The following is a 17,341-nucleotide window of genomic DNA, read 5'->3' as shown; positions in this document are numbered from 1 at the left end:
GACCGCGCCGCGACAGCGGCGCGGATCCGCGCGCCGGTCCGGACGATGCCCGCCCGCAAGGCGGGCATCGTTTTTGCAGCGCATCGGCACCGCGGATGGGCCGGCTTCAGGCCAGGGCGCGCGCCAGGCGTTCGGCCACGGCGCGCAGCTGCGGCAGGCGTTCTTCGGCGCCGATCAGCTCGAATTCGACCCCGGTCAGAGCCAGCAGGGCGATGAAATCCTCCGCCGTCTCGCCGCGCACGTGCAGCAGGCAACTGTGCTCGTCTATGTGTTCGAGCACGCCGCACCACGGCGGCAGGCTCGGCGCCAGCGCTTCGGCCGAACCGCGCAGACGCGCGCGCAGCACGTCGCCGGTCATGCCCTGGCTGAGGCTGCGCTGGACGTAGCCGGCCACGTCCTCGGGAAACTCGCGCGGGGCGAAGCCGGCGCCGCAGCGCAGGCTCTGGATGCGGTCGGCGCGGAACAGGCGCCAGTCCTCGCGGCTGCGGTCCCAGGCCAGCAGGTACCAGCGCCGGCCGCTGCTGACCAGGCGCAGCGGCTCGATCGTGCGCCGGCTGGCGCGACCGCCGCGGTCCTGGTACTCCAGTTCGATGGTCTGGCGGTCGCGGCAGGCGCCGGCCAGCTCGGTCAGGGTGTCGACGTCCGGGCCGGGCTCGTCCTGGGCCAGCGACACGGTCACCGAGTACAGCGCGCTGATCCGCCGCCGCAACCGCGCCGGCATCAGCTGGTCGAGCTTGCCGAGCAGGCCGAGCGCGGTCTGCTCGATCCGGGCCACGCTGGCGGTGGCGCTGCGCAAGGCCACCGCCATCGCCACCGCTTCGTCGTCGTCGAGCAGTAGCGGCGGCATCGAGGCGCCGGCGCCGAGCTGATAGCCGCCGCCGACCCCGGCCGAGGCCTGGATCGGATAGCCCAGTTCGCGCAGGCGGTCGACGTCGCGGCGCACGGTGCGGCCGTCGACTTCGAGCCGTTCGCACAGTTCGTTGCCGGTCCAGTGGCGGCGCTGCTGCAGCAGCGAGAGCAGACGCAGGAGGCGGGCGGAGGTCTTGAGCATGGGCCCAGTCTAACGACGATTGAGGACATATCCTGTCCTCGATAGGGGCTATTCTGCACTCACCCGGAAACGCGCCGCCCCCCGGCTTTTCCTTCCCGAATCCCGAATCCCGAATCCCGGAGCCAAGCCATGACCGTCCAGACCTACCAAGGTAGCTGCCACTGCGGCGCGATCCGTTACCAAGTCGACCTCGACCTCGAGGCAGGCACCTCGCGCTGCAACTGCTCGATCTGCACCAAGCTGCGCAAGTGGACGGCGCTGGCCAAGCCCGAGGCCTTCCGCCTGCTCGCCGGCAAGCCGGAGGACATGGGCGACTATCAGTTCGGCACCTTCAGCGGCCACCACCAGTTCTGCAAGCATTGCGGCGTCCATGCCTTCGGCAGCGGCGAGCTCGACGTGCTCGGCGGCAAGTACTACGCGGTCAACGTCGCCTGCCTGGACGTCGACCACGCGGTGCTGGCGGCGGCGCCGGTGCGCTTCATGGACGGGCTGCACAACAACTGGTTCGAAACGCCCGCGGTCACCGCGCATATGTGACCGCCGGGCTCGCCGCGCGCACGCGCGCGTGCGACCCTGGCGCGCCACGCCGCCTGCCCTTCGCCGATGGATACCGAAGCCCTCAAACGCTGGTGCCGCGCCTATCCCGGCGCGGTCGAGACCCTGCACGCCGCGCCGTCGAACATCCTGGTCTACAGCGTCGGCGGCAAGTTCTTCGCCTACTTCAAGACCAGCGAGCCCGAGCGCTGGCGTTTCAGCATCAAGGTCACCCCGGAACGCTTCGTCGAGCTCACCGACATGCCCGGCGCCAAGCCGGCGCGGTTCATGGGCCGGCACCACTGGGTCACGATCGTCCAGGTGCGTCGCCTGCCGGAGGACTACCTGGCCGAACTGGTCGACTGGTCGTATCGGCGCGCGCTCGGCAACCTCAGCCGCAAGCGCCAGGCCGAGGCGCTGGTCGATGCCGACGAAGCGCAGCGCGAGCGGCTCAGCCCGGTCGCGCCGCCGAAAGCTCGGCCAAGACTCGTAAGCCTGTCTCCGCCCGTTCGTCGAGCGGGTGGCCGTAGTTGAGCCGCAGGCAATGCCGGTAACCGCGGTGGGCGGAGAAGATCGGCCCGGGCGCGATGCTGACCCCGCGCTGCGCGGCCTGGCGCTGGATCCATAGCGCGTCGCGGTCCGGCGGCAGTTCGATCCACAGGAAATAACCGCCGTCCGGGCGCGTGACCCGGGTGCCGGCGGGGAAGTGGCGCGCCACCGCTTCCAGGTACGCGGCCTGCTGCTGGGCCAGGGTCTTGCGCAGCGCGCGCAGATGGCGCTCGTAACCGCCGCGCTGCAGATAGCGGGCGATCGCCAATTGCGCCGGCACGCAGGTGGCCAGGGTGTTGGTCAGCTTGAGCCGTGCCACCTGCTGCGCATAGCGCCCCGGCGCGGTCCAGCCGATCCGGTAGCCCGGCGCCAGGGTCTTGGAGAACGACGAGCAGTGCAGCACCAGGCCGCGGCTGTCGAAGGCCTTGGCCGGGCGCGGACGCTGCGCGCCGTAGTGCAGCTCGCCGTAGACGTCGTCCTCGATCAGCGGCAGCTCGTGCCGCGCCAGCAACTCGACCAGTTCGCGGGTCTTGGCCTCGGGCAGGCTGGCGCCGAGCGGGTTCTGGAAACGGGTCATCAGCCAGCAGGCCTTCGGCGCGTGGCGGCGGATCGCCGCGTCCAGCGCGCCCAGGTCGATGCCCTCGCGCGGATGGGTCGGCACTTCCACCGCGCGCAGGCCGTGCCGTTCCAGCGTTTGCAGGGCGACATAGAAGCAGGGCGATTCGACCAGCACCGCGTCGCCGGGGCGGGTGGTCGCGGCGATACACAGGTTCAGCGCCTCGATCGCGCCGTTGCAGATCACCAGGTCGCCCGCGCCCAGGCCGATGCCTTCGACCTGGTAGCGCAGGGCGATGTGCCGGCGCAGTTCGTGCTTGCCGGGGGTCAGGTCGTCGACGGTGCTGCGCGGGTCCAGGTGCACCGCCTCGTGCGCCATCGCCCGGCCGAGCCGGGCCAGCGGAAACAGCGCCGGGCTCAGGAAGGCCGAGCCCAGCGGCACGACCTCGCGCGCCATCGCCGATTCCAGCACCTCGAACACCAGCGCGCTGACATCGACCGGCCGCGACTCGCCGTCCGGCGCCGAGGCCGCGTCCGGTTCCGGCGGCAGCGGCCGCGCCGCCGCGCGCACGTAATAGCCCGAACGCGGCCGCGACTGCACCAACCCCTGGGCTTCGAGCAGGTAATACGCCTGGAACACCGTCGCCGGACTGAACCCGCGCGCCGCGCTGGTCTGGCGCACCGACGGCAGCCGCTGCCCCGGCCGCAACAGCCCTTGCCGGATCGAGCGGGCGAGGTCGTCGGCCAGGGCTTGGTAGCGCTTCATGTTGGCGGCCGGGAATGGGGAATCGGGAATGGGGAATCGGAAAAGCCGGGACTCGAAGGTCGGGGAGAGCCAAGCCGCTTCGGCTTTGGCCACTCCGATTCCCGATTCCCCATTCCCGATTCTCGCCTTCCTAAGAGACTGATCCGGTTTTTTGCTCGGAAACTGAGTCTACGCCATCTGATCTGGCTGGCGGATAGTGGCTCCCGCAGCAAAAGCTGTGCGAATCGTCCTTCCGCCATGAACCCGCAAGTCGAACTCAACCTGGCGTTGATCCTGTTCATTCCCTGGTTCTCGATCCTGGCCTGGCTGTTCTGGGCCTACCCGCGCCAGCCGCGCGGGCGCGCGCGCACCGTCTTCGACAGCGCCAGCCTGGTCCTGGCCACGCTGGCCACCGGCTGGGGCATGCACTGGGGTTTCTACAACGCCGATCCGCACGCCGGCGCGATCTGGAAGCAGGTGCTGGCGACCTCCGTCGCCTACGGCCTGTTCCTCGCGGTCATGACCGCAGCGCTGGTCCTGCGCTGGCGCTGGCTGCGCCGTCGCGCGGCGGCGGCCGTCCCTTTCTCCTCGCGCCCGCTCGCGGGCAAGGTCGAACCATGAAAACCCTGTTCGTCGCCGCGTTCATGGCGGTGATCCTCTACAACCTCGGCGCCGGCCTGTACTACATGCTGGTCGACAAGGGCAGCAGCAAGCGCACGGTCAATGCGCTGACCCGGCGGATCGGTTTCTCGATCGCGCTGATCGCCCTGGTCGTGGTCGGCATCGCCACCGGCGTGGTCCAGCCGCACGGCGTCGGCGCCTGAGTCGCGCGGCGCGGGCTAAGCTGTCGGCCCGCCCGCGCCGAAGCCCCGCGATGACCGACGCCCGCATCGTCCGCCAGGACGAACACGCCGAGTATTACTTCCAGGAGCGCTGCCACATCCTGGAGTGGTGGAACCATCCCGACGACGCGCAGGCATCGATCGCGCGCGCCCGGGTCGAGCCGGGCACGACCACCCGCTTGCACCGCCTGCTCGGCACCACCGAGCGCTACCTGATCCTGGCCGGCCGCGGCCGCGCCGAGATCGGCGATCTGGCGCCGGTCGAGGTCGGCGCCGGCGACGTGGTGGTGATTCCGCCCGGCGTGGCGCAGCGCATCGCCAACATCGGCGACGAGGATCTGCTGTTCGCGGCGATCTGCACCCCGCGTTTCGCGCCCGAGTGCTACCAGGACCTCGATCCGGAGGCCGCATGAGCGCGCAGCGTGCGGATATGCGCGAACGCTACCTGGGCTGCCTGCTCGGCCTGGCCTGCGGCGACGCGGTCGGCACCACGGTCGAGTTCAGCCCGCGCGGCAGCTTCGCGCCGCTGCGCGACATGATCGGCGGCGGTCCGTTCCGGCTCCAGGCCGGGCAGTGGACCGACGACACCTCGATGGCGTTGTGCCTGGGCGCCAGCCTGATCCACTGCCGCGGCTTCGATGCGCGCGACCAGATGAACCGCTATTGCAACTGGCGCGCGCACGGCTACCTCAGCAGCACCGGCGACTGCTTCGATATCGGCATGACCGTCGGCGCGGCGCTGGACCGCTATCTGCGCGAAGGCGATCCCTACGCCGGCGACCCGGGGTCGCGCGCGGCCGGCAACGGCGCGCTGATGCGGCTGGCGCCGGTACCGATGGCCTATCGCGCCGACGCCCAGGCCTGCCTGCATTACGCCGCCGAATCGACCCGCACCACCCACGGCGCGGCCGAGGCGCTGGACGCCTCGCGCCTGTTCGCTATGCAGTTGCGCGCGGCCCTGCTCGGCGCCGGCAAGGAGGCGGTGCTGACCCCGGCGATGGCCGCGCCGCAGAGTCCGTCGATCGCTGCGCTGCACGCGCGCGACTACGCCGGCAAGCGCGAAGACGAGATCGCCGGCACCGGCTACAGCGTGCATTCGCTGGAGGCGGCGCTGTGGTGCTTCCTGCACACCGACGACTACGCCTCGGCGGTGCTGCGCGCGGCTAACCTCGGCGACGACGCCGACACCACCGCGGCGATCTGCGGCCAGCTGGCCGGCGCCTATTACGGCGTGGGGGCGATCCCAGCGGCCTGGCGCGAGCGGCTGGCGATGCGGGAAGAGATCGAGGCGATGGCCTTGGGGTTGCTGGCGTTGGCGGAGGCGCCGGCGGCAGGTTGAGTTCGCGCTGTTGGGGATGCGCGGCTGGCAGGAGCGCCGCCCAAGGCTCGGACTGCTCATCGCCCCGATGCGCAAGCTATTGATTAGGCGGGCGAATATTTCGATTGGAAGCGCGCAAAATTCTGCCCTACACTCCGCGCAAGGTCCCGATGCCGGGATGGATGGATCTCAAGCGGCAAGGAGAGATGAGTGGATGCTCGTCCAGCCAAGGCCAGCAAGGAGGCCACCTCGCACCGCCAGCGGTGGGCGGCCGTTTTCGGCGTGGGAGCGCTCGTCCTGATCGGCAGCGTGCTTGCGATCGTCGCGCACCCGGTCGCAGGTTCCGTGCCGAGATGGATTTTCTGGCTGGCGCTGGGATCTGGCCTGCTGTGCGTATTAGCCGCGATCCAGTTGCGGAACTGGAGCAGGTACGACGCGGCGGATGACGCCGTCTGGCTCGCGAAAATAGGATCGCGCGGCTCCAGTGACGCGCCGGACGGGTGGGATGGGGGCGACGATTGATGAAAACGCCGGCCGTCGTCCGTGCGCTAACCAGATCGGGCGGGCGCGGAACGGTTCGATCGAATTGGACGCATTCCCGGCGCAGCCGAGTTCAGGTTTGGGACCGCTTACCGATGCAGTTGCAACTCCATGTACTTGCCCTGCTGTTGGCGCTGACCGTTTCGGGGATGCAGGGGTGTTCGCAGCGGTCCAGGACCGAAGCGGATGCCGCCGAATTCTTTCAGAAGCATTGCAATGCTTCTTGTATCGGCGTTGTGGCGCGCCTGGACGAGGATGAGGTGGCGGCACAGACGTTCAGGGTTAGATATCGCCACGTCGACGACACGGAACGAGAAGCGGCGGTGATTTTCATGCGCGAGTCTGGAGCATGGTCAGTCGCTCGCTAGCCGATCCGCGCATAACAGGTCGATCGAGCCGGCGCCGCTGTGCGCCTCAGCCAATTCATTCGTCAAACGCCGACAAGGACTGCCATGCGCGAACTCGCCACGCTGGAATGTTCCGGTTCCGGTAACGCCCGCCGGCACGCTCGAATCCTCGGGGCGCTGTTGATCGGATGGGCCTCGCTGGGCTGGGCGCAGGACACGACCCGGTCGCGCCAACTGTTCGATGAGCTTGCTCGGATGGATGCGGAACTGTTCGACGCCGCCTTCGTGGCCTGCGATGCGGACAGGTTCCGGGCGATCTTCACCGCCGACGCGGAGTTCTATCACGACCGGACCGGAGCCGAGGTCGGCGAGGCCGTTCGGACTTTGAAGTCGTGCCCTCGCGACAACGGCGTCACCCGCAGCCTGGTGCCCGGAAGTCTCGAGGTCTATCCGATGAAGGGTTACGGCGCGATCCAGATCGGGCGCCATGTGTTCGCGCGCAAGGGCGAGCCGGGCTCGGAAGTGGCCCAGTTCGTGCATCTGTGGAAGCAGGAGAACGGCGCCTGGCGGCTGGCGAGGGTGCTGAGTTTCGATCATCGGCCTTCGTCGCCGTCGGAGTAGGCGTATCGCGGAGTGCGGCTGCGCGGTTTGGCGGGCGATGGTTTATTGCGGTGGTGGTAGCAACAGCAACAGCAACAGCAACAGCAAATCCCCCTGCCCGTCCGGCCAGCAGGCATAGCCTGCTGGCGTTCGATCGTGCGCGAACCTGCGGTTCGCAAGCGCACGCTCTCACCCTTTTCAAAGGGGGGAAGGGCGAAGGCGGGGTGGTCGAGAATTTGCTGGGAGAACTGAGCAAACAGCCTGCGTTCGGCGGTGTTTCGCGCTCGCCTCGCAACCGCAGTTCCCCCCTTTGGAAAAGGGGGGTAGGGGGGATTTGCTCTTGCCTGCGCAGTCGCGACGAACCCGCATCGGACAACGAGACGTAGCGAGACGGCTTGCGTCGCCGTCGCCTCAACGCCTGACCGGCTTCAACCCATCCGGATCGGTCGCGTACACCGGATCGGTCAGCCCCTGCAGGCTGCGCGCGCCGGCGCCGCCTTCGACTTCGAACACCACCACCTCGTTGCGGCCCGGGCGCAGCCACGGCGCGGGCACGAACAAGGTCTGCTGCGGGCCGATCTTCCAGTAGCGGCCGAGGTGATGGCCGTTGACCCAGACGTGGCCCTTGCCCCAGCCGCGGGTGTCGAGGAAGGTGCTGCCGACGCGCTCGAGCTGGAAGCCGCCGCGCCAGAAGCGCGGGCCGGCCGGCGCGCCGGCGCCGGTCTTGGCGTAGCGCAGGCCGGACAGGTCGCTGAGCGGCAGCGGGTAGTGGTTCCAGTCGTACAGCGCGCGGCCGCCGACCGCGACCGAACGGGTGATGCCCTTGCGTTCCTCGTCCAGGCGGGTGCCGAAGTTGATCCGGCCCATGTTCTCGACCAACAGGTCGAGCCGCTGCTGCGGCTTCAGGCCGGCTTCGAGCTCGCGTTCGCCGAAACGCCGGTCCAGCGTGCCCACGGGCTTGCCGTCGGCGAACACGTTGGCATAGTCGCGCACTTCGTCGACGCTGAGCTTGCCCTGCGCGCCGGCCGGCACGGTGTTGCGGTAGAGCACGAAGCCGTAGTTCTGCTGCAGGTCTTCCATCGTGCGCGGCAGCTGCGCCGATACCGGCCGGCTCAGCGCCGGCAACGCGTCCCACAGCGACACCGATTCGCTCAGGGCGAAACGCGGCACCGCGACGGTCGTCGCGGCCGGCGCCGGCAGCGGCGGCAGGGTTTCGCCGGCCGGCAGATGGCGGCCGATGACTTCGCGCAGGGCGTGGTACTTAGGCGTCGGCCGGCCCGCCTCGTCGACCGGCGCGTCGTAGTCGTAGCTGGTGGTGTCGGGCTGATAGGGCATGTCGCGGCTGTAGTTCGCGCCGGCCATCCAGCCGAAGCTGGTGCCGCCGTGGAACATGTACAGGTTGAAGGAGATGTCGCGCTCGAGGAACCAGCCGACGGTGCGCGCGGCGCGTTCCGGCGGCGTGGTGTGGTGCTGCTCGCCCCAGTGGTCGAACCAGCCGGCCCAGTACTCGCCGACCATGCGTGGGCCGTCGGGACGGAAGGCCTTGAGATGGGCGAACGAGGCTTCGGCATCGGCGACGTCGCCGTCGAAGTTGATCACCGCGGTGACCCCGGGCAGCGGGCCGCCCTCGAAGTAGTGCGGGCCGGCGCCGTCGGAGGTGAACAGCGGCAGGTCGAACCCGGCCTCGATCATCTGCCGCTTGGCGGTGGCCATGTAGTCGCGGTCGCGGCCGTAGGAGCCGTACTCGTTCTCGACCTGCATCATCAGGATCGGGCCGCCGCGCGTGCTCAGCAGCGGGCCGAGTTCCTGGTGCACGCGGCGCAGGTAGCGCTCGCCCGCGGCGAGGTAGCGCGGGTCCATGCTGCGCACGCGCAGTCCGGGCGTGCGCAGCAGCCAGGCCGGATAGCCGCCGAAGTCGAGCTCGGTGCAGATATAGGGGCCCGGACGGACGATCACGTCCAGGCCTTCTTCGGCGGCGGTGCGCACGAACGCGGCGATGTCCAGATCGCCGCTGAAGTCGAACCGGCCGGGCTCGGGTTCGTGCAGGTTCCAGAACACGTAGGTGGTGACGGTGTTCAGGCCCATCGCCTTGGCCTGGCGCAGGCGTTCGCGCCAGAACGCGCGCGGGATGCGCGGATAGTGCAGTTCGCCGGAGCGGATCAGGTGCGGCTTGCCGTCGAGCAGGAAGCGGTCGCCGTCGATGGCGAAGCGCGGTGCGGCCGCGGCCTGGGCCGGCAGGGCGAGGGCCAGCCCGAGCAGGGCTGCGGCGAGAGAGCGCGAAACGGACATCGACGGCATGCGTGCAGGCTCCGGCGTAACGGTGGGGGATGAGGTCAGCGCGGCGCGCGCCGCGCGGCTTCGGTCTCGCGCCAGGCCTGGTTGAAACCGCGCGCGATCTGGGCGACCTGGGCGGCGCTGCGGCCGGGGCGGTACAAGGTGCCGCCGATGCCGAAACCGGTCGCGCCGGCCTTGCGCCAGATCGCGAGCAAGTCGATGTGGATGCCGCCGACCGGCAGCACCGCGGTATCCGCCGGCAGCACCGCGCGCGAGGCGGCGAGCATGGCCGGGCCCAGCGCGTCGGCCGGGAACAGCTTGAGCGCGTCGGCGCCGGCGTCGAGCGCGGTCAGGCATTCGCTGGGTGTGGCGGCGCCCGGCAGGGCCAGCAGGCCCAGGCGCTTGGCGTAGCGGATCAGCGTCGGATCGGTGTGCGGACAGACCATCAGCCGCGCGCCGACGCGCGCCAGCTCGTCGACCTCCTGCGTACGACGCACGGTGCCGGCGCCGAGCAGGATTTCATCGCCGTAGCGGCGCTGCAGCCGGGCGATGCTGTCGAAGGCGCCGGGCGAGTTCAACGGCACTTCGATCAGGCGCCAGCCGGCGCCGACCAGCGCGGCGCCGACATCGAGCGCCTCCTCGGGCGTGATGCCGCGCAGGATCGCCACGAACGGCGAGTGCTCCAGCCAGGTACGCAGGGGCGGCAGCGACGAGGTTCGCAGGTCGAGGTTCATACGATTCGCGCCGCCTTCGCGATGCGCCATAGGCCGTGGCAGAACGCGGTGTCGCCTTCGATGATGTAATGCGCCCGGCCGTAGCGGCGCAGCGCCAGGGCATAGGCGGCGGCCAGGCGCGCGCCGCCGATCACCGCGATCTCGCCGTCGGCGGCGGCGTCGCGGCCGGCGCTCGCGGCCAGGCATTCGTAGCCGATCAGCAGGCCGGACAGGAACGCAGGCAATTCGTCCGCCGGGGTCGCGTCGCGGACATGGCGCGCACGCACGCCGAACAGCTGATGCAGCCAGTCCGGACGCTCGCGCGCGGTGTCCAGGCCTCTGACGAACCCGCGTTCCGACCAGGCTTGCACGGGCAGCCCGCGGCCGATCAGGCTCTGATTCAACAACAAGGCGTAGAGCTCGCCGGTCGGATAGGTGGCGAAGTCGGTTACCGCGCCGCGGTCGAGGCCGACCCATTTGCTGTGGGTGCCCGGGGCGACCACGCGGCGGGTTCCGGGCGGCACGCCGAGCGCCTGGGTTTCTTCGCCGCGCATCACATCGGCGAAGCCGTCGCTGTCGCCGCTGACCCCCGGCACGATCGCCGCGCGCCGGCCGCGGAACGCCAGCGGCTGCAAGCCCGCGGCCAGCGTCGGCGCATCGGCCGGAAGCGCCGCGTAGGGCGCCTCCTGCCAGCCGTTGCGCGCGCCGACCATGCCGGCCAGCAGGATCGGCGCGGTGCCGTCGTCGAGATCGGCGCCGAGCAACTCCTCCAGCGCCGCGGCGAAGGCGTCCGGCGAACCGAGGCCGGCCATGCCGTGCGCGCTGGAGCGGGTGGCGATCACTCCGCCGAGTTCGTCGAAGGCGTGCACGCGCAGGTGGGTCGAGCCCCAGTCGACCCCGACCAGGGCGACCGCGCCGGGCGAAATGGCGGTGGGATCAGCGGCCATGTCTTTCCTCCTCGCGCCGCAATGCGCGGCCGCGTCGTTCGCCGGTGGCGCGGGCGTCGCGCAGCGCGCAAGCGCCGGCGACCCAGACCGCGCGAATGCCGGCCGCCGGCTGCCGCGGCTCGGCATAGCTGGCGCGGTCGGCGACGGTGGCCGGATCGAACAGGACCAGGTCGGCGGCCAGCCCCGGCGCGATCCGGCCGCGGCGTTTGAGGCCGAAGCTGTCGGCCGACAACGAGGTCATGCGCCGCACCGCTTCGGCGAGAGTGAACAGTCCCTCGTCGCGGCAGTAGTGGCCGAGCACGCGCGGGAACGCGCCCCATAGGCGCGGATGCGGATGCGCGTCGTGCGGCAGGCCGTCGGAGCCGATCATGGTGCGGTCGTGGCCGAGCACCCGGCGCACGTCGTCCTCGCGCATCTGGAAGTACACCGCGCCGGCCGGATGCAGCCGACGTGCGGCCTGTTTCTGATCCACGCCCCAGTCGGCGGCGATGTCGGCCAGATCGCGCCCAGCCTGTTCGGGATGCGGCTGCGACCAGCTGACCAGGATCCGGATGACGCCGTCGACGTAGTCCGGGTCGAGCACGGTCGATCCGGCGGTATAGGGATAGGCGTCGAGCCCGACCCAATGCGAGCGCCGGCGCCGATCGATCCGCGCCAGGGTCTCGACGCTGCGGCCCCAATTGGCCGGCCCGGCGCATTTGTGGTGCGACAGCACCACCGGCGTGCGCGCTGCGACGCCGGCGTCGATGGCTTCGTCGAGCGCGTCGAGCACGCCGTCGTATTCGTCGCGGATGTGGGACGCGTAGATGCCGCCGCGCGCGCCGCTGTCCGCGGCGAGCGCGATCACCTCGCTGTTCGGCGCGGCCTGGCTGGGCTTGTAGAACAGGCCGCTGGAAAATCCGATCGCGCCGGCGTCGAGCGCCTCGCTCAGGCGCGCGCGCATGCGCTCGATTTCTTCGGCATCGGCCGGCCGCGACAGGTCGGCGACCTCGGCGACGCGCAGGGTGGTGTGGCCGACCAGGGCCGCGACATTGACCGCCGGCCGCGCCGCGTCGACCGCATCGAGGTAGTCGGCGAAGCGTTCGAAACGGAAATCCTTGCGCGCGCCGATCAGCGACAGCGGCGCCGGCGGTTCGCGCTCGGCCCGCCACGGCGCCAGGCTGATGCCGCAGTTGCCGGCGATCACCGTGGTCACGCCCTGGCTGAGCTTGTTGAACAGGCCCGGGTCGTCGAGCACGGCGCGGTCGTCGTGGGTGTGCACGTCGATGAAGCCCGGCGCCAACGCCAGGCCTCGGGCGTCCTCGATCTCGCGTCCGCGCAACGTGCGCGGCGCGCCGATCGCGGCGATGGCCCCGCCGGCGACGGCGACGTCGCCGCGCCAGGCCGGGCCGCCGCTGCCGTCGTAGATCCGGGCGTCGGCGACGACCAGGTCGTATTCGCGCGTCGGGTTCATGCCCGGCTTTGCGCCTGCAGGCGTTCCAGTTCGGCCTTGGCCCGGCGTGCCTTCTCCAGCACCGCCGGTTGCTGGCGCAGGGCGACCGCGATCGCCAGCATGTCGACCACCGCCAACTGCATCAGCCGCGACACGCCGGGCGAGTACTGGGTGGCCGCGCTCGACGGCGGCAGCAGCAAGGGCACGTGCGCGTCCCAGCCCAGCGGGGTGCCGGCCTGGGTCAGGGCGATGACCTGGGCGCCATGCTCCTTGGCGATGCGCACGCTGTCGTTGATCTCGGCGCTGCGTCCGGACAGCGAGATCGCGAACAGCACGTCGCCGGGATCGAGCATGCCCGCGGCCAGCCGCTGCAAGTGGCCGTCGCTGTGCGCGCTGGCGGCGATGTCCAGGCGCACGAAGCGCAGGAAGGCGTCCTGCGCGACCACCCCCGAACCCGAGCCCACGCCGATGCAACAGACCCGCCGCGCGCCGGCGATCAGCGCCGCGGCGGCGTCGAGCGCGGCCGGATCGGTGCGTTCGCGCACGTCCTGCAGCGCCGCGGAGATGCTGTCGCAGACCTTGTGCACCAGGGTCGCGGCGTCGTCGTCCTTGTCGATGGTCACCGCCTGGTAGGGCACACCGGCGGCCAGGCTGTGGGCCAGGCGGACCTTGAACTGGCGCAGGCCGTCGCAGCCGACCGCGCGGCAGAAGCGGGTCACGCTGGGCTCGGACACGCCGGCGCGCGCGGCCAGCGCGCCGATGCTGGCGTGGATGGCGAAGTCCAGGTCGGCCAGCACCACCTCGCCGACCTTGCGTTCGGCCGGACGCAGCTGGCCGAGCGCGTCGCGGATCGCCGGAATCAGGTTGTCGGACACGCGCGCGCTCCTCAGAAGAAGTTGTCGATCAGAAGAAGGTGTTGATCGCGCCGGTGACGCGATAGCCGTCGTCGACGGTCAGCAGGACCGACCATTTGTCGAAGGTGGTGCAGGGATGCGAAATGCCGGCGGCGACCAGATCGCCGACCTGCAGCGGGTGGTCGGGAGGCAGTTCCAGATAGGCGTGCTGGTCGTTCATCTTGACGATGCGCGCTTCGCGCAGCGGCCGCGGCGCGCCGTCGCCGGGACGGTGCCAGCACAGCGGCCTGGGCAGGTCGATGTCGTAGGAGGCGTCGCGCTTGCCCAGGGTCAGCAGGGCCAGTTCCGGCTCCGGCCGCGACTGCACCATCGCCCACACCTCCAGCGCCGGCTGCAGGCCGTGGCGGAAACTGGCGTCGTGGCGGGTGCGCATCTCCCGCTGCAGGCCGTGATAGAAGCCATGGTCGGAGGTCAGGTAGCAGCCCGAGCGCAGCACCCGCCGCAACGGCCGCGAGCTGTCGCGCAGTTCGGCGAAGGCCGCGGCGACGCGGTCGAAATACGCCGAACCGCCGGCGCTGAGCAGGATCTCTTCGCCGTCGAACAACCGCTCCGCGTCGCAGCGGCGGGTCAGTTCGACCAGTTGCGCGAGCAGCGCGTCGACGCGTCGCAGGTCAGCCTCGCGGTCGGCGCCGACCCACAGGCCTTCGTAGCCTTCGACGCCGGCCAGGCGCAGTCGCGGCGCGGCGGCGACTTCGCGCGCCAGCGCCAGCGCCGCGTCGACGCCGCGCGCGCCGGTGCGGCCCTGCGCCGCGCCGAGTTCGACCAGCACCGGCAGGCGGCGCAGCGGCGCGATCGACTGCATGGTTTGTTGCAGTCGCTGCGCGCCGGCGGACGAATCGACCAGCACCCAGGCCTCGAAACCGGGATCGTCGCGCAGCAGCGCGGCCAGGCTTTCGATATCGGCGCTCGCCACCGGCTGGTTGGCCAGCAGCACCCGGCGGACTCCGAAGCGGTAAGCGACCTGCAACTGCGGCACGGTGGCCAGGGTGATCGCCCAGGCGCCGGCGTCGAGCTGGGCCCGGAACAACTGCGGGCTCATCGTGGTCTTGCCGTGCGGCGCGAGCAGCGCGCCGGCGCGTTCGACGAACTCGCGCATCCAGGCGATGTTGTGGGCGACGGTCGAGTCGCGCAGCACCGCGACCGGATAGGACAGGCGTCCGTCGAGCACGTTGAGGCCGCGTCCGGCCAGCGCGCTCTGGCGCAGCGGCGCCTGCAGCGCCAGGCCTTTGGTGCCGGGCAGCAGCCATTGTTCGTCCAGGCCGCGCAATGCGTCGTTCATCGCTGCGATGTCGCTCATCAGTAGGGCTCGAGGGTCAGTTCCGCCGCCATCAGCCGGTTGCCGGCCATCAGGCCGCCGTCCACCGGCAACACCGCGCCGCTGATCATCCGCGCCTGTTCCGAGGCCAGGAACCAGGCCGCCTCGGCGACGTCCTCCGGGGTCGCGAAATCGCCCAGCGGATACCACTTGCGCAGGTCTTCGAACACTTGCGGGTGCTTGTCGGCGCGCGCCTGCCAGGCCGGCGTCTTGACCGTGCCGGGGCAGACCACGTTGGCGCGCACGCCGAAGCGGCCGTACTCGATCGCGATCGAGCGCGCGTAGCTGATCAGCGCCGCCTTGGCCGCGCTGTAGGCGGGATGGCCGAGCGCGGCCAGGCCGTTGACCGAGCCGATGAACACCACGTTGCCGCGGCTGGCCTTGAGCCCTTCCAGTGCGGCGGCGACCGTGCTGTAGCCGGCGTGCAGGTTGTACTCGACGTCGCGCCGCCACGAATCGGCGCTGGTGTCGGCCAGGCTCAGGCTTTCGGCGCTGCCGGCGTTGGCGATCACCGCGCCGATCGCGCCCTGCGCCCGCAAGGCCGGCGCCAGTGCGGCGCGCAAGGCCTCCAGGTCGGACAGCTCCGACACGGCGGTCAGCACCTGCTCGGGTTCGAAACGCGCGGCCAGCGCGGCCAGCGCGGCGCCGTCGCGGTCATGCGCGAGCACCCGATCGCCGCCGGCGACGAAGCGCGTGACCAGGGACTGGCCGATGCCGCCGGCGGCACCGGTGATCAGGGTCAGGCGGGGGCGGGGAGGGAGGCTCATGCGCGTTCGATTCCTGTGTTCTCAGTCGCACCGCCGCAACGTTCGGCCAAGCGCGCGCAGGCGGTCGGGGCGCAGCAGGCCGTAGTTGTAGAAGGATATATCGGCGATGCCGGCGGCCTTCACCGCGTGCAGCGCGGCCTCCAGTTCGTGGCCGTCGCCGAGGTCGGGCGGGCCGGGACGCAGGATCGCGCGCACGCGTCCGGCCGCACCGACCCGTTGCACGGTGTCGAAGGCGTCGGCGGCCACGCGCGCGGCGTTGGGTTCGTACAGCGGCACTTCGATCGCGTCGGCGGCCTGGGCCAGCGCGGCCAGTTGGCTGCCTTCCAGCCAGGCGGAGGCAGTCGGCCGTTGCACGGTCGGAATGACCACGACTTCGCGATCGCGCGGCACCTCGGCGCGGATCGCCGCGACCAGTTCGGCGACCCGGCGCTGGCGCAGTTTCAGGTAGGCCGCCAACTGCGGCATGTCGAGCAGGTCGGCCATCAGCCAACTGGCCGCCTGGTCGGGGCTGGCGTCGATCGGCGCGCCGAGATAGGCGTCGACGCGCAGGCGCACGCGCGCGGCCAGCGCGTCGGCGTCGAGGTCGGCGGCGATCGCCAGGCGCCGGCAATCGGCGCAGAAGCACAGCCCGAGCAAGGTATCCAGCCACAGGTTGCCGCGCACCTGGGCGAACTCATGGTGGTAGCCGTGCGCGTACGGCAGCCAGTTCGGCGTTTCCAGCACCAGCCCGCGCACCGGTTGCCGGGCGACGTCGGCCGACAGCGCGACCGCATAGTCGAACACCGCCGGCGAAGACGGGCACAGGCTGTACACGTACGGGTCGCCCCAGGCATTGCGGGCGACGTGGCGCGGGTGGCGTTCGCCGAGCCGGCTGTTGTGCAGCAGCACGGTCCAGGCGCGCACCGCGATGCGGCCGTCCTCGGCGAGGTCGGCGGCGATCCGCAGCAGGGCCGGGTCGGAGTGGGCGAACGGCGCGATCTCGCCGTAGCCGTGCGGGTCGGGGGCGAAGTAGGTGGCGCCGTCCTCGGGAAAGACCACGCGCCGGCCCGGATGGTGCGGGCTGACGAATTTGCCGGCGTGGTAGCTCAGCGCCAGGGTCACGCCGTCCAGGCCGAACTCGCGCACCTGCGAGGCGAATTCGCGCGCACCGCGCGCCGCCACGTCCCAGGGGTAGGCATACAGAGACCGGACCGGCGACGCCACCGCGCTCATCTGAGTTCCTTGTAAATTTCTGACAGAATGCCTTGGCGGCTTGTCTTGATGGTAGCAATCGTCGGATAAATAAAGCATTGTGCGCTGCAAAATGTAATTACATGGCGTGTAGGATAGTTTCACGTCGGGCTGCGGGCAGTCCCGGCTAATGGCCCTCGAAGCACAATCGAGTCTTGCCGGCCCCGGGGCGGGCCGCGCAGCCGTGCGGCGCCCGGCGCGGCCGGCCCGCGTCGTCCTTTCCTGCCAGAGGTGCGCATGAGCGACAGCGATCCGATCGTCCGTTACGGCCTGGAGCCCAGTGGGGCCGGCGGCCAGACCCTGCCGTTCTCGCCGGCGGTGCGCGCCGGCGATTTCGTCTACATCTCCGGCCAGGTGGCGATGAATGAGCATGGCGAGATCGAGCCCGGCGGGATCGAGGCGCAGACCCGCCGCACGATGCAGAACGTGGTCAAGGTGCTGGCTCTGGCGGGCTGCGATCTGGCGCAGGTGGTCAAGGTCACGGTCTGGCTCGACGACACCCGCGACTTCTGGAGCTTCAACCGCGTCTACCGCGAGTACTTCGGCGACCGGCCGCCGGCGCGGTCCTGCGTGCGCGCGCAGATGATGGTCGACTGCAAGATCGAGATCGAAGCCATCGCGTACAGCCCGCTGGGCCGAGAAACGGCGCAGAGAAACGAGTAACGAAT

At 70.6% G+C, this 17,341-nt stretch carries 20 protein-coding genes; 10 read left to right on the top strand and 10 right to left on the bottom strand.

What is annotated here, in order from left to right; translation table 11 throughout:
* Window positions 1–106: 106 nt before the first annotated feature.
* On the bottom strand, window positions 107–1,051 hold the full coding sequence (locus K4L06_RS04125; RefSeq protein ID WP_221670186.1) for a WYL domain-containing protein: 945 nt from the start codon (window positions 1,049–1,051) through the stop codon (window positions 107–109).
* A gap of 129 nt (window positions 1,052–1,180) precedes the next feature.
* On the opposite strand from K4L06_RS04125, the gene K4L06_RS04120 reads away from it, so the two are divergent.
* Together K4L06_RS04120 and K4L06_RS04115 are read left to right on the top strand one after the other, a co-directional pair.
* Window positions 1,181–1,588 carry a GFA family protein gene (locus K4L06_RS04120; RefSeq protein ID WP_221670185.1) on the top strand — a complete coding sequence of 136 codons (408 nt, stop codon included), beginning with the start codon at window positions 1,181–1,183 and terminating at the stop codon, window positions 1,586–1,588.
* Between the two features lie 66 nt (window positions 1,589–1,654).
* Window positions 1,655–2,119: an MmcQ/YjbR family DNA-binding protein gene (locus K4L06_RS04115; protein WP_221670184.1), complete on the top strand. Its 465-nt coding sequence runs from the start codon at window positions 1,655–1,657 to the stop codon at window positions 2,117–2,119.
* Here K4L06_RS04115 and K4L06_RS04110 read toward each other — a convergent pair.
* Complete coding sequence (locus K4L06_RS04110) at window positions 2,037–3,455, bottom strand: PLP-dependent aminotransferase family protein (RefSeq protein WP_221670183.1); 1,419 nt, start codon at window positions 3,453–3,455, stop codon at window positions 2,037–2,039. The genes K4L06_RS04115 and K4L06_RS04110 overlap by 83 nt on opposite strands.
* 237 nt (window positions 3,456–3,692) lie before the next feature.
* On the opposite strand from K4L06_RS04110, the gene K4L06_RS04105 reads away from it, so the two are divergent.
* From K4L06_RS04105 to K4L06_RS04075, 7 genes are all read left to right on the top strand, one after another.
* Complete coding sequence (locus tag K4L06_RS04105) at window positions 3,693–4,055, top strand: hypothetical protein (RefSeq protein ID WP_221670182.1); 363 nt, start codon at window positions 3,693–3,695, stop codon at window positions 4,053–4,055.
* Window positions 4,052–4,258: a twin transmembrane helix small protein gene (locus tag K4L06_RS04100; RefSeq protein WP_221670181.1), complete on the top strand. Its 207-nt coding sequence runs from the start codon at window positions 4,052–4,054 to the stop codon at window positions 4,256–4,258. Before K4L06_RS04105 ends, K4L06_RS04100 begins: the two co-directional genes overlap by 4 nt.
* 50 nt (window positions 4,259–4,308) lie before the next feature.
* Complete coding sequence (locus K4L06_RS04095) at window positions 4,309–4,689, top strand: cupin domain-containing protein (protein ID WP_221670180.1); 381 nt, start codon at window positions 4,309–4,311, stop codon at window positions 4,687–4,689.
* On the top strand, window positions 4,686–5,615 hold the full coding sequence (locus K4L06_RS04090) for an ADP-ribosylglycohydrolase family protein (RefSeq protein WP_221670179.1): 930 nt from the start codon (window positions 4,686–4,688) through the stop codon (window positions 5,613–5,615). The genes K4L06_RS04095 and K4L06_RS04090 overlap by 4 nt, the downstream gene beginning before the upstream one ends.
* A gap of 189 nt (window positions 5,616–5,804) precedes the next feature.
* The gene (locus K4L06_RS04085) at window positions 5,805–6,116 is read left to right on the top strand and encodes a hypothetical protein (protein ID WP_221670178.1); all 312 of its coding nucleotides are present in this window, start codon (window positions 5,805–5,807) and stop codon (window positions 6,114–6,116) included.
* 113 nt (window positions 6,117–6,229) lie between these two features.
* Window positions 6,230–6,502, top strand: a complete 273-nt coding sequence (locus tag K4L06_RS04080) for a hypothetical protein (protein WP_221670177.1) — start codon at window positions 6,230–6,232, stop codon at window positions 6,500–6,502.
* An 84-nt stretch (window positions 6,503–6,586) separates the two neighbouring features.
* Window positions 6,587–7,102: a nuclear transport factor 2 family protein gene (locus tag K4L06_RS04075; protein ID WP_221670176.1), complete on the top strand. Its 516-nt coding sequence runs from the start codon at window positions 6,587–6,589 to the stop codon at window positions 7,100–7,102.
* Between the two features lie 390 nt (window positions 7,103–7,492).
* Here K4L06_RS04075 and K4L06_RS04070 read toward each other — a convergent pair whose 3' ends face one another.
* From K4L06_RS04070 to K4L06_RS04035, 8 genes are read right to left on the bottom strand one after another with little or no spacing between them, the layout of a single operon-like run.
* The gene (locus tag K4L06_RS04070) at window positions 7,493–9,379 is read right to left on the bottom strand and encodes a beta-galactosidase family protein (protein ID WP_255594980.1); all 1,887 of its coding nucleotides are present in this window, start codon (window positions 9,377–9,379) and stop codon (window positions 7,493–7,495) included.
* Between the two features lie 35 nt (window positions 9,380–9,414).
* Entirely contained in the window at window positions 9,415–10,089 is a 675-nt protein-coding gene (locus K4L06_RS04065; protein WP_221670175.1) for a 2-dehydro-3-deoxy-6-phosphogalactonate aldolase, read from the bottom strand.
* Window positions 10,086–11,015, bottom strand: coding sequence for a 2-dehydro-3-deoxygalactonokinase (locus K4L06_RS04060; RefSeq protein WP_221670174.1), 930 nt, complete (start codon window positions 11,013–11,015; stop codon window positions 10,086–10,088). The genes K4L06_RS04065 and K4L06_RS04060 overlap by 4 nt, the downstream gene beginning before the upstream one ends.
* A complete protein-coding gene (locus tag K4L06_RS04055) occupies window positions 11,005–12,468 on the bottom strand; it encodes a D-aminoacylase (RefSeq protein ID WP_221670173.1) in 1,464 nt (487 codons plus the stop codon). The genes K4L06_RS04060 and K4L06_RS04055 overlap by 11 nt, the downstream gene beginning before the upstream one ends.
* Window positions 12,465–13,322, bottom strand: coding sequence for a MurR/RpiR family transcriptional regulator (locus K4L06_RS04050; protein ID WP_221670172.1), 858 nt, complete (start codon window positions 13,320–13,322; stop codon window positions 12,465–12,467). The genes K4L06_RS04055 and K4L06_RS04050 overlap by 4 nt, the downstream gene beginning before the upstream one ends.
* A 28-nt stretch (window positions 13,323–13,350) precedes the next feature.
* Complete coding sequence (locus K4L06_RS04045) at window positions 13,351–14,658, bottom strand: amino acid deaminase (protein ID WP_221670171.1); 1,308 nt, start codon at window positions 14,656–14,658, stop codon at window positions 13,351–13,353.
* The gene (locus K4L06_RS04040; RefSeq protein ID WP_221670170.1) at window positions 14,658–15,443 is read right to left on the bottom strand and encodes an SDR family oxidoreductase; all 786 of its coding nucleotides are present in this window, start codon (window positions 15,441–15,443) and stop codon (window positions 14,658–14,660) included. Before K4L06_RS04040 ends, K4L06_RS04045 begins: the two co-directional genes overlap by 1 nt.
* A 21-nt stretch (window positions 15,444–15,464) precedes the next feature.
* Window positions 15,465–16,655 (bottom strand): hypothetical protein, encoded by a 1,191-nt coding sequence (locus K4L06_RS04035; RefSeq protein ID WP_221670169.1) that lies wholly within the window; start codon window positions 16,653–16,655, stop codon window positions 15,465–15,467.
* Between the two features lie 255 nt (window positions 16,656–16,910).
* Between K4L06_RS04035 and K4L06_RS04030 the strand changes: the two genes are divergently transcribed.
* Window positions 16,911–17,336: a RidA family protein gene (locus K4L06_RS04030; RefSeq protein ID WP_221670168.1), complete on the top strand. Its 426-nt coding sequence runs from the start codon at window positions 16,911–16,913 to the stop codon at window positions 17,334–17,336.
* Window positions 17,337–17,341: the final 5 nt, after the last annotated feature.

The sequence above is a fragment of the Lysobacter sp. BMK333-48F3 genome, from assembly GCF_019733395.1.
In the GTDB taxonomy this organism is placed as follows: domain Bacteria; phylum Pseudomonadota; class Gammaproteobacteria; order Xanthomonadales; family Xanthomonadaceae; genus Lysobacter.
Note: the sequence above shows the minus strand (reverse complement) of the source record. Positions and strands in the feature narration are given on the sequence as shown.